Annotated in this window: 7 protein-coding genes; 6 read left to right on the top strand and 1 reads right to left on the bottom strand. The window is 34.1% G+C overall.

Annotation, left to right across the window (positions count from 1 at the left end; genetic code table 11):
• Window positions 1-2,907, top strand: coding sequence for an NHLP bacteriocin export ABC transporter permease/ATPase subunit (locus ASE21_RS00475; RefSeq protein WP_199858491.1), 2,907 nt, complete (start codon window positions 1-3; stop codon window positions 2,905-2,907).
• Window positions 2,908-2,912: 5 nt separating this feature from the next.
• Window positions 2,913-4,049, top strand: a complete 1,137-nt coding sequence (locus tag ASE21_RS00470; RefSeq protein WP_057120601.1) for a DUF7005 family protein — start codon at window positions 2,913-2,915, stop codon at window positions 4,047-4,049.
• Between the two features lie 98 nt (window positions 4,050-4,147).
• Here ASE21_RS00470 and ASE21_RS00465 read toward each other — a convergent pair whose 3' ends face one another.
• The gene (locus ASE21_RS00465; RefSeq protein WP_057120600.1) at window positions 4,148-5,362 is read right to left on the bottom strand and encodes a hypothetical protein; all 1,215 of its coding nucleotides are present in this window, start codon (window positions 5,360-5,362) and stop codon (window positions 4,148-4,150) included.
• Between the two features lie 393 nt (window positions 5,363-5,755).
• Here ASE21_RS00465 and ASE21_RS00460 point away from each other — a divergent pair, with 393 nt between their 5' ends.
• The 4 genes from ASE21_RS00460 to ASE21_RS00445 all read left to right on the top strand — a co-directional run bounded on the left by ASE21_RS00460 (window position 5,756) and on the right by ASE21_RS00445 (window position 12,793).
• Window positions 5,756-6,142, top strand: a complete 387-nt coding sequence (locus ASE21_RS00460) for a nuclear transport factor 2 family protein (protein WP_057120599.1) — start codon at window positions 5,756-5,758, stop codon at window positions 6,140-6,142.
• A gap of 423 nt (window positions 6,143-6,565) precedes the next feature.
• Complete coding sequence (locus ASE21_RS00455; protein WP_057120598.1) at window positions 6,566-7,591, top strand: LacI family DNA-binding transcriptional regulator; 1,026 nt, start codon at window positions 6,566-6,568, stop codon at window positions 7,589-7,591.
• Between the two features lie 472 nt (window positions 7,592-8,063).
• The gene (locus ASE21_RS00450; protein ID WP_128414636.1) at window positions 8,064-11,168 is read left to right on the top strand and encodes a SusC/RagA family TonB-linked outer membrane protein; all 3,105 of its coding nucleotides are present in this window, start codon (window positions 8,064-8,066) and stop codon (window positions 11,166-11,168) included.
• A gap of 11 nt (window positions 11,169-11,179) precedes the next feature.
• On the top strand, window positions 11,180-12,793 hold the full coding sequence (locus tag ASE21_RS00445) for a RagB/SusD family nutrient uptake outer membrane protein (RefSeq protein ID WP_057120596.1): 1,614 nt from the start codon (window positions 11,180-11,182) through the stop codon (window positions 12,791-12,793).
• Window positions 12,794-12,796 lie beyond the last annotated feature (3 nt).

Below are 12,796 nucleotides of genomic sequence, written 5' to 3'. Positions count from 1 at the left end.
ATGAAAGCGAAAATACATATAGGAGTTGAAAATCCGTTGATTCTTAATAGCACAGACAGTTTCTGGATGGTTATTTCGGGCGAAGTAAATGTGTTTCACACTAAAATTGATGAAAACGGAGATTATTTATGTGCTTTAAAATTTCTGTATTCGGCAAAGCAAGGCGAACTTCTATTTAGTCTTCTGCCTCCGGAATGTTCCCAAAATATCAGATTAATTGTTTTTTCTAATGATGCTAAATTACTCTCAATAAACAAAAGTGATCTTTTGGATATTGATCGTTTCTTTTTGAAAAACATGATTAATAAATGGATTTTAAAAACATCTTCTGAATTAAATTTCCAAAATGCACCAAGAGTTTATACACCTCTGGATGATTTTGATCAAATTAACCTGAAAGAAAACAGCATTGCCTATCCTTCTCACGGCGTAAATTGGGTAAACATAAACAGCGGAAGTATTTCTGTTTTTTCAGATGATGCTATTGTAAATTTTGATGATCAGCCTAATTTTCCAATTCCGGTATCCAATAAACTATGGATAAAATCCTTATCAGATCATACAGAAATTAAAATATTAAGTACCAGAGAAGTTATAGAAGAAGAGGTCAATTTTTTAATTTCATTAGAAAAAATACAAGTTCATTTTTATTCTCAGCTTACTAAAGCAATAGAAAATAACAGCGTTTTTGAGAATGAACATTTTAATGCAAAATTGGTCAGTGAAGAAGATGAATTAAAAAATACACTCGAAAAAATAAAATCTATAGTAACAGGCAGTAAAAAAAATGTACCGCTTGTAACAGCTTCAAAACTAAATAAACAGAGTTTACTTTATGCTACTTGCCAGGTTATTGCAGAGCACAGCCAGTTTAAGTTTGAAGAACCCAAACATATTGATCCGAATGAAACAAGTGCAAAAAATCTGCTGTATGCTATTGCCAAAAGTTCGAAAACAAGAGTTAGAAAAATCATTTTAAGAGATGTGTGGTGGAAAGAAGACAATGGAAATTTGCTGGCTTTTACTAAACAAAAAAATGAACCTGTTGCTCTTATCCAAAAAACATCAAAATCGTATTTGATAAAAAATCTGGCAGACGGATCTGAATCTATTGTAAATCATGAAACAGCGGCATCTCTGGAACCAATTGGCTACATGTTTTTTTCTGGATTCAATGTCAAAATGGATTCCATGAAAAAGGTATTGAATTTTGCTATGAACGGCGTTAAAAGTGATGCCAAATTATTGATTTTAGCTTCATTTGCAGGAAGTTTGATTGGTTTGCTGGTTCCCATTTTATCAGGAATTATATTTGATGATGTTATTCCAACGGCAGACAGATCCATACATTTTGAAATATTCAGTATCATGATCGTGATAGGTTTGGTAACTGCCGGACTTCAGCTTGTTCAGGGTGTTTTGCAAATGAGAGTAGAATCAAAATCGAGTATTAACCTGCAGGCGGGAGTTATGGATTATATATTGCGCCTGCCCGTAACTTTTTACAAAAAATATACTGCCGGAGATCTTACGAACAGAATTCTGAGTATCAACTCGATCCGTCAGATACTTTCAAGCACATTAATGACAGCCGTATTAAGCGGTGCATTTTCCTTTGTAAACCTGATTCTTCTTTTTTATTACGATTCGAGTCTGGCCTGGGTTGGTGTCGGACTTGCTGTGGCTGCTGTTGTTTTTATGATCGTAATTGGCTGTTTAAAACTAAAATATGACCGTCAAGTATCTAAATATCAGGGAGAAATTCAGGGTTTTCTTTTTGAATTTTTATCCGGAATCAGCAAAATAAGGATAACAGGCGGAGAACGAAGAGTTTTTACTTTATGGGCAGAAAAATTTTCAAAACTAAAACAATTAGGATTTAGCTCTGGAAACTATCAAAACTTTGTGGAAATTTTTAATAGTTCTTATCCGCTATTTACCAGTATTTTCTTTTTCTCTTTTATTTATTATACCGTGATACATGCCACGGCAGCAGGATCGACTATGATTACGGTGGGTTCTTTTATGGCATTTATTACCGCTTTTAATAAGTTTTTAGGAGATAGTCTTCGATTAAGTATGGCATTTATAACTTCTTTAAATGTTATTCCGCTTTATGAAAGGGTCAAACCAATTTTAGAAGAAGAACCGGAATCTATGGACCAGAGTGTTGATCCGGGAGAGCTGGCCGGCGATATTGAAATGAATTCGGTTTCTTTTAGATACAATGAAAATCAGCCTTTGATTTTAAAAAATATAACTTTCAAAATTAAGCCTGGCGAAATGGTTGCTTTTGTAGGACCTTCAGGTTCCGGAAAATCAACTATTATGCGATTGCTTTTAGGATTTGAACATGCAGAAATGGGCTCTATTTTTTATGATGGAAATACTTTTGATGCCATGAACAAAGAGCTCGTAAGAAGACAAATTGGGGTTGTATTGCAAAATGGTGCATTGATGGCCGGAAGTATTTATCAGAATATTGTTGGAAATTCAGAACTGACACTCGACGATGCATGGGATGCAGCCCGTATGGCGGGAATGGAAGAAGATATCAAAAATATGCCTATGGAAATGCACACACTTGTCAGCGAAGGCGCAGGAACATTTTCAGGAGGTCAGAGACAACGGCTTATGATCGCAAGAGCAATTGTACATAAACCAAGATTATTGTTTATGGATGAAGCCACAAGCGCACTCGATAACAGAACCCAAAATATTGTTGCCGAAAGTCTGGATAAACTTCAGGCAACACGTATCGTAATTGCACATCGGTTAAGTACTATAAAAAATGCAGATCGGATTTATGTTTTGGATAACGGAGAAATCACAGAATACGGCACTTATGACGAATTAATGCAGCAAGACGGATTATTTACACAACTGGCCAAACGCCAAATTTCGTAACGATTATGAATAATTCATTTTTACCTGAATCAATTGATGAGACATCAGTTGGTTTATCTGACGAACTTAAAACTTACCTTTTTAATAAGTTTTCATTAAACGATGACTGCCTGATTTCTACTTTTAAAGATCCGCAAATTGAATTTTGGGAAGAATCTCTAATGAATCTTTCAGATGAAAAAGACATTTTCAATATGCTAAAAGAGTTTTATCCGCAATTGAATTTTTTAATCGAAAAAGAGATTGATAAACTCGAATTATATAATAATGTTGTTTTAAGGGGAAAAACAAATGATATAAAATTATCAGCTTATTTAAAACTGGAAGATGCAAAAAATATCTCAATCGAAATACACGAGAGTGCTGCAGGCAGAATTCCGGTTTTGGTTGTTCCTAATAAAGAAGATTTCGTAAAAATTCTGCAGTCGTTAGTACATAAAAACAATCCGGTTCCAATTCCTTCGTCTATGGGGGCAGTTTTATTAAATGGCCTGAATAACTGGAAACGACTGAACAGCATCAAAAAAAACTGGCAGCAGAATAATCCTTTTGGTGATTGGAATGCAGAATTTTCAAATAATATTATGCCCAACAAATCTCTGTATAAGGACAAATTGATCATTTTAAGTACAAAACCTTATAGTAATGTATCAGCAGGTCAATTGGGACTGGAAGAAGATTTGTGGATTTCTTATTCAATTTCGATTCGCAAAGAACATGAATTTACACATTTGTATACACTCAAAAAATTTGGTCAGGCTACCAATAACCTGCACGATGAATTAATAGCAGACTATATTGGAATAATTAAAACAATATGGAATTATGATAAAGTCTGGATGCTGACTTTTATGGGATTAGAAAATTATCCTCATTACAGACAGGGAGCGAGATTAGAAAATTATGTAAAAGAAGCTAAATTATCACCGGATGATTTTACACAATTAATTACAATAATAAAAAATGCTATTGAAAACATCGCGATTTTTGACAAAAGTGTAGGCAAACTTAAATCGGCCAAAGACCAAACATGCAGAATAGATGCGCTTTGTGAAATGAGTTTAACCGATTTAGCATCAGCTAATGGCGCTGAACAATTAATTGATATTTATTACGAAAATTTTCATCGGACATTGTTTTAATAAGTATTGGATATCTTCTTATAAAATAATATGCTATAAAAAAACCTCCAAAATTAAATAAATTTTGGAGGTTTTTGTTAATGAAATGCTTTGTCAAATTATTTTAGCTTTTCCTCAATTTTTGATAATCTCTCAAGGACAGATTTAATAGCTTTGTTTTCATTTTCAAGTAGTTCGGTCTGTTTTTTCATTTTTTCGATTTCCTCTGTCTGCTTGTTATAACTTTTCTTTTGTTCAATAATATAAAGAGTAAGTTCTTCAATTTTTTGCAATAATTTTGAATCCATTTCCCCCAGATTAATTCCGTTTTTAAGAACTTCTTCTTCACTAGGAATATCTTTTAAATGTCCTTTTTCATTAATGTGCTTTTCTACTTCTTCAAGAGTTGGCAAATTGTAATCTTTTTTGAAAACAAAATCAGACCATCCAGCAGCCTCTACTTTAATTTCGCGTGCGCCAATAGACCCTTCAACAGCTAGTTTATGATTTCCTGTAGTTGTTGTACCAATTCCAAGACTGCCATTTGCATTTAAAGTCATTTTTTTATTGCCATAAGATTCCCATGAAAACAACGGTCTTGTTACAATGGCAGCATTTATAGTTCGTGAATCAAATACCATTAAGGGACTTGTGCCGTTGTCAATATTGGTTTCTGTTGAAGCTGTCAAATAAAGTGAAGCTCTATTATCTGATATGCGATAACCATATAAAGTGGGTATAAATTGTGCATCAGTATTTGTTGCATTTCCAATTCGTAAATAATCTGAAGGAGCATCACTTACTCGTAATTTTAATAACGTCTCAGATCCAGTTATTGATGGAGTATTGATATCTAAACTTGCAGTTGGTGCATTTGTGCCAATACCAACATTTCCGGCATTAAAATATGAATCTCCTGTAGAAGAGATTAAATTTTTATACTGACCGTTATACATCATAGCAATTTGACTTTCGCTCCAGTAACTTATGTCAGACGTATTATTGTATCCCAGTATTCTTAAAGCACCATCACTACCATTGGAGGAACTTTTAATAGTCAGTTTAGAAGAAGGAGTGGATGTAGCAATTCCTACTTTTCCATTATTGATCTGCATTACAGATGGTGATGTGCTGTCACCAAAACGAATTCCCCCAAACCAATGAAGATCTAATCCATCAGAACCTGGCACCGTAAAATGCCCGATATAATAATTATTGGGATCGTTATTACCAACAATTTTACTTCCTAATGAAGTTTCCTGTGCATTAATATGGCTTGTACAAAATGCTAATACTGCTGTTAACAGTAATTCTTTGGCATACAATTTAGTCATAATTTTATTAATTATTTATTTTTTTGTTTATAAGGTTTATGCGGTAAATATATAAATGTTTTAAGAAAGTGATTGTTAAAAAATAACATTGTTGAGTGAAAAAAGCTCAGAGGTATTGTGATAATGCATCTCAATAAATAGGAAGAATACGATTTAATTCTAACAGCATATTTGGCTTCAGTGGCTCAAATAAAAAAACTAATCTTTTGTAAAAGTTAATTTTATCGACTCACTGCTTAACTTGATGAAGAGATCTTAATGAATATAAAGCTGCGTTAAATATTTATTTGTATTTATAATTTTTTGATATTCAATTAAATATGTGTTAAATCATCCCTTCTTCTGGTTATAAAATTGTAATTTGTATTACTATAAATTATTAAAAATGATATTATGGAAACGGGAATAATTGAACTGGAAAGAAAATATTGGCAGGGAATGGAAAATCATGATTATGCAACGGTAAAAAATCTTACTCATTTTCCTTGTATTATTGCGGGCAGAAATGGTGTCCAAAGCGTAGATGAAAACACATTCAAAAGCATGTTTGAATCCGGAGGCGGAGATAAAATAAAAGTTTTGAATATAACAGATATTCAAACGAAACTTGTTACTGAGAATACTGCAATAATTGGTTACTTAATCGAATTTGGAATTACAGATGATAAACAAAAAGTACCTGTAAAGTGTGCCTGCACTTCTACATGGATCAAAGAAAACAGCCACTGGATTTGTGCTATGCATACCGAAACAGAATTTAAAAGTAATGCTAAGGCTTAGAGTTACTAACATTCAAAGTTTTGTGATAAATAATCCTGTTTTATGGTTACTTCAAAAATCTATAAAACAGGATTGCATTTTAAGAAAGTAAGCAAAAATAATCTCTTGAAATTTTCAGCTTTACATCTTTCTGAAGTGATGTGGGTTAAGCAAATAATCTAAATAATATTTTGTCAACTAAAACGTATTAGTAAATTTGTGATTGTTTAGGTCTCCAGTGAGAATTTTAAACAAGCGGGAAAATAATATTACTTTTTGATAATAAAGTATTAAATCTTCGTATTGATTCTTTTTAGGTTTGTTTTGTAAATTCTTTAAGACAGTAAAACGTTTTGAATATAGTATATCGCGATTTTAAACGCTATTATAACTTTTACTATATTTGAAACTTCAATGACGGTTTTGGGTGTAAAATAATTTTAAATGAAAAAAAAACCTGTATCTATAACACATATTGCAAATGAACTTAAGATTTCTGTAACTACAGTATCATTTGTTTTGAATGGTAAGGCAAAAGAAAAACATATTTCTAAGGAACTTACAAAAAAGGTTTTAGACTATGCTAAATTAGTAAATTACAGGCCAAATCAGATTGCGCAAAGCCTTCGAACCGGTAAATCAAAAATTTTGGTTTTTATGGTTGAAGATATTTCAAATAGTTTTTTCTCCAAACTTGCACGTATTTTTGAAGATATCGCATATGATAAAGGATACAAAGTCATTTTCTGCAGTAATGAAAATAACGATGAAAAATCTAATGAACTGATTTCTTTATTTAATTTCAGACAGGTTGATGGTTTTATTATAGTGCCGTCTCCAGGCATAAAAGATACAATTGAAAATTTGTTAAAAGACAATATACCAGTTGTGCTGCTTGATCGATTTTTTGAAGAACTGGACTGCTGCAGTGTAGTTATCGATAATGCAAAAGCAGCTTTTGATGCTACTCAGCATTTGATAAATAATAAATTTAAAAATATAGGTTTTATTACTACAGCAACCAATCAGAGTCAGATGGGTGGGCGTTTAAACGGTTATGAAGATGCTGTAAAAACAAACGGGTTAAAGTCTAATACACTTCAAATTCCGTTTAATGAAATTATAAAAGGAAGAGGGAAAGCTTATATTCATAATTTTTTAGACACACACCCGGATTTAGATTCGGTGTTTTTTTCAACAAATTATCTGGCTCAAAGCGGGTTAGAAGTTTTAAAAGAGAAAAATCCAAAATTAATTAGAGATTTGGGAATTATTGCCTTTGATGATAATGATATGTTTAAAATATACGATCCAACTATTACATCCGTTTCTCAACCTTTAGTAGAAATGAGTATTAAATTAATGGATCTCATGCTGCCGCTTTTAAAGAAAAAAGAAGCCGGTGCTCCCAATCAGCGTGTAGTTTTAAAAACAGAATTGTTAATACGTGAATCGTCTATGGCTAAATAATATTTTTATAATTTAAGCAACTATACTATTATATTTTTGCTTTAAAAAAATCTGAATTTCAACCATTTGTTGATTTTCAGATTTTTTTTTGTGTTTAACGGCAAAAAAATAGAAGAATTTTATGTCATTTCAACCTAATATGATTTTTGAGGCCAATTTTCATTAACATTTTTTATAACGTTTTCGTTTTAATGTTTTGAGAAATCTTTATTTTTTCTCCTCGAATAAATACATCTCTTATAAAATTAACAATAAAATTATATTTAGTAAAAAAAAGTTTTTTTTACTAAAACGTTTTAGTATGTTTGCTATGAATTGATTACTTAAAAATAGTATTTCGATTTTTTGAATTAGAGCTGCCGGAACTTTATTCAAAAAACAATTAATACTCTTTTATATTGGAAAGCCAATTACCACAAAACTTTCTAAATATGGTTCTCAATTTAGTGTAACTAACTAAACCAAAATCTTCATGATGAAATTATTAAATCGCAGGAAGAGAATGCGCGGTACGCATTTCTTTCTCACAATTCTTCTCGTATGCGGCTTTTACGATTTTGCCTCAGCTCAAAGCCAGCCAGTTCAGGTTTCCGGGGTTGTTACCTCTGTTTCAGATGGTTTGTCTCTTCCTGGTGCTTCAATTGTAGACAGTACTGATCCCAGAAATGGTGTAAATGCTGATTTTGACGGGCATTATACAATAAAGCTCAAAAATGGTAATGGTTCTTTAAAAATTACAATGATTGGTTATAAACCGATAGAAGTAAAAGTAAACAACAGAACTACTATTAATGTTTCTATGGAGCTGAATGTCTCCGCCCTTGATGAGGTAGTCGTTGTAGGGTATGGCACACAGAAAAAAAAGAAAGTTGTAGGTGCTGTAGATCAGGTTGGAAATAATGCTTTTCAGGGCAGGCCAAACGTAAATACAACTCTGGCATTGCAGGGAAAAGCGCCTAGTTTAACCATTCAGCAGACAAATTCTGAACCTGGTGCAGGTGTCAACCTTAACATTAGAGGTATCAGCACACTGGGCAATAATAGTCCGCTGATAGTTATAGATGGTATCGTAGGAGGTGATATTAATTCATTAAATCCTGCCGATATAGAAAGTGTATCTGTTTTAAAAGATGCAGGAAGTGCCGCCATCTACGGATCGCGTGCCAGCAATGGTGTTGTTTTAATCACAACTAAAAAAGGGAGTAAAAACAAAACAATGTCTATTCAGTACAGCAGTTTAACCGGTTTTAATACTCCAAAGTTTTTTACAGAGCCTGTACATGGATATGAAAATGCAATGCTGAGAAATGAAGCAGCATTTAATTCCGGCGAAACAACAGCGGTATTTACGGCCGAAAAAATTGCAGAGTTAAAAGCTAAAGGTGATACAGAATGGTTTGCAAAAGAAATTGTAAAACCGTCTGTACAGTTAAATCAAAATCTTTCAATTTCTGGTGGAAGTGAAAATTCCACTTATTTAGTTTCTTTAGGCTATTTAGACAACGAAAGTAATTTTGTGGGACCAAAGAAAGGTATGCAGCGTTATAATTTCAGAATTAATCTTACCAATGAATATGGAAGATTTAAGCTGACATCTAACCTTGCTTATTCTAAACAGTTAATAAATGACCACTCGTCAAGTACTGGTACCTTAATGGTCGATGCTTTTAGAGTTCCATTATATTATACTCAAAAAGATGAAAATGGCAACTACTTAACAAACGATGTATTGCAGCAATTTAATTCTCTTGGTATTTTAGAGAAGGGTGGTTTTAGAAAATACGACAATGATGATATTTTTGGAGCTTTTAATGCTGAATTTAAGTTAACCAATGCTTTAAAAGTTAAAGGAGTTTTGGGAGGACGTTTATGGGCTGGAAGCTTGTACAGTCGTGTTAAGCAGGTAAATTTTTCTCCGCAGGGAGTTTATGGGGCCGATAGGGATACCAGAGACGAATCGCAAAAAAGCCTTGATTTGAATTCACAATTTATGCTGGAATATTCAAAGTCATTCGGGAATCATAATGTAGGGGCTTTAGTTGGGGTTTCTAATGAAAATCATTCCGAGCGCCGAACTGGAATTTATAAAAAATATACTGATCCGGATTTAGGAACACCAACCAGCGAAACTGTTATTGGCGAGGATTCTTATAACTCTAACGGAACGGATCCAAATGGTAATCCGGCTTCTTTTAAAAACAGTCTTAATTCTCTTTTTGGTCGTGCGTCTTATGATTATAACGACAAATATTTTGCAGAGTTTAGTTTTAGATATGATGGTTCATCAAAATTCAGAGATGAATTAAGATGGGGATTTTTTCCATCGGCATCTGTAGGTTACGCCCTGACAAAGGAAAAATTCATGGAAAGCTACAATAATAATGTAGGAAACATAAAATTGCGTTCTTCTTACGGAATACTTGGAAATCAAAACGTAGGTAATTACCAGTATCAGACTACTTATTTTACTTTTCAGAATGCTTATGGATTCAACAATTCTGGCGTAAGCGGTACCGGATATAATTTTGCAAATCCGGATATTCAATGGGAAAAAGCGGCGACTTTTAATGCCGGGGTTGATGCCGACTTTTTTAAAGGAGCTTTATCTTTCTCATTTGATTATTTTGATAAAGTAACTTCAGACATTCTGGTGCAGCCTCAGGTTCCCGGAGTGTATGGTACAGATCTTCCTGATTTTAATGCTGGTAAAGTAGGTAATCGAGGATGGGAAGTAAGTGTTACATACAGACATAAAGGAAAATCTTTAAACCAAAGTATCACGCTGAATGTTGGTGATTCTAAAAATAAAGTACTTGATTTTAACGGACAGGAAAGATTAACAGGTGTTGAAGAACTTCAGGTTCTGCTTCGTGAGGGCTTGCCTTTCAATTCTTATGTTGGTTTAAAAAGAGACGGATATTTTCAAAATGTAGAAGAAATCCAGGGTGCGGCAGTTCCTGCCGGAATTACGGTACATCCGGGAGATAACCGTTATGTAGATGCTAACAAAGATGGTAAAATTGATGATAATGATAAATTCATTTTCGGAAATCCTTTCCCAAGATACACTTTTGGAGTAACGTATAATGTTGATTATAAAAATTTCGATTTAAGTATCTTTTTACAAGGAGTTGGAAAAAGAACCATGATGATTCGAGGTGAGCTGGTGGAGCCTTTTCACTATAATTATGGTATGACCATGTATACGCATCAGCTTGATTACTGGACACCTCAAAATCCGGATGCAAGATACCCAAGACTGGCAAACAACGGAACACAGTCTAATACAAACAATTTTAGAAGAGGTTCAGATATGTATTTGTACGATGGCGCTTATGCCAGACTTAAAAATGTACAGTTAGGGTATACATTACCAAATCAGGCAGCAGAAAAATTAGGTATGAGTAATTTCCGTATCTATGTTTCAGGGCAAAATCTGCTGACCTTATCGAAAGTTAAATTTGTTGATCCGGAGCTTTCCGAATTCAATAACAGCATGACGCCTTCAGGGGCAAACAGCGGAAGAGCTTATCCAACGCAGGTTTATTACGGAATGGGTCTTGATATCAGCTTCTAAAAAAAATCAAAATGAAAAATATATTTAAACATATAAAATTTATACCGGTTCTGCTCTTACTGCTCACAAGCTGTGAAGACCTGGATCAGGCACCAGAGAATCAGTTTACAGATTCAACTTACTGGACTAGTACCGATAAAGCGCAGACGTTTTTAAATACGGCTTATTCGCAAATGCAAAAAAGCCAGTATTTCTTTTATAACGAAGCACTTTCTGATAATGCTTATAACGGAAGAGGCGATAACGCCGGTGCAGCATCGATTGGCGCCGGAATTTATGATCCGTCTTTAGCCCGAATTAAAGAAGAATGGAATGACAGATATGCGGGAATCAAAACCTGTAATCTGATATTAGAAAATATTGACCGTGTACCAAATGCAGATCCAGCGGTTATTGCAAGAATGAAGGCAGAGGCTCGTTTTTTAAGAGCATTTCAGCATTTTCAGCTTACTACATGGTTTGGGGATATTCCGTTATTAAAAAAAGATCCATCGCTGCAGGAAGCTACGTCAATTAGTCGTACTTCGCATGCAGAAGTTATTCAGTTTATATTAAGTGAATTGGATGCTGTAATTGCAGTTCTTCCAAAAAATACACAATATGCCGCAGCCGACAGAGGAAAGATAACTGCAGGAGCAGCAGCTGCATTAAAAGCCAGAGTATATCTGTACGAAGGAAACTGGGCAGAGGTTGTGCAGGTTACAGAGAAGTTAATGGCGATGAATTATGGCCAATATAGTTTGTTTCCTTCTTATGAAGGCCTTTTTCAGGCACAAAACGAATACAGCAGTGAAGATATTCTGAGTTTGCAATACGTACCGCAGTTTAGAATGTGGGGCGAATTTTTTGACATGGCACCGCTTTCTGCAGGAGCAAGATTAAATGCATTGGCTCCAACTCAGGAATTAGTAGACAGCTATTTGATGCTTAACGGAAAAAAAATCAACGAAGCAGGTTCAGGATATAATGAGAATGATCCGTATGTAAACAGAGATCCGAGACTTACCGGAACTGTCGTATACGATCAATACAAATGGAGGGAAGCAGACGGCAGCACACGTACAATTTCTATTAAGCCGGGATCTTCATCACCAGACGAATTTGTACAAGGCTCATCTGCAACGCCTACAGGATATTACACCCGTAAATATTATGATACGCAGCATTTAACTTCGCTACAATCGGGATTAAATTTAATGCTTATAAGATATGCCGATGTTTTATTAATGTATGCAGAAGCCAAAAATGAGCTTAACCAAATGACTAGCGGAGTCTGGGACCAGACCATAAGACCAATTCGGGTTCGTGCAGGTTTTACAGATGGTGCTGCTTTAGGTTTCAACAGTTCATTAGGACAAGCAGGTCTTAGAGAAGTAATTAGAAACGAGCGCCGTACAGAATTTGGTATGGAAGGCTTAAGAATCTTTGACATCAGAAGATGGAAAATTGCCGAGAATGTATTAAACGGATATGCACATGGAGCAAAATTCGGTATTTCATCTGTAGATAATGGTTATTTGAGAGTAAACTTAAGAACTTTCGATCCTGACAAACATTATTTATGGCCAATACCAAGAGATGAGCGTTTGATTAATACCAATTTAAGTCAAAATCCAAACTGGTAAAAC

The organism is Flavobacterium sp. Root901 (assembly GCF_001429765.1).
Taxonomy (GTDB): domain Bacteria; phylum Bacteroidota; class Bacteroidia; order Flavobacteriales; family Flavobacteriaceae; genus Flavobacterium.
Note: the sequence above shows the minus strand (reverse complement) of the source record. Positions and strands in the feature narration are given on the sequence as shown.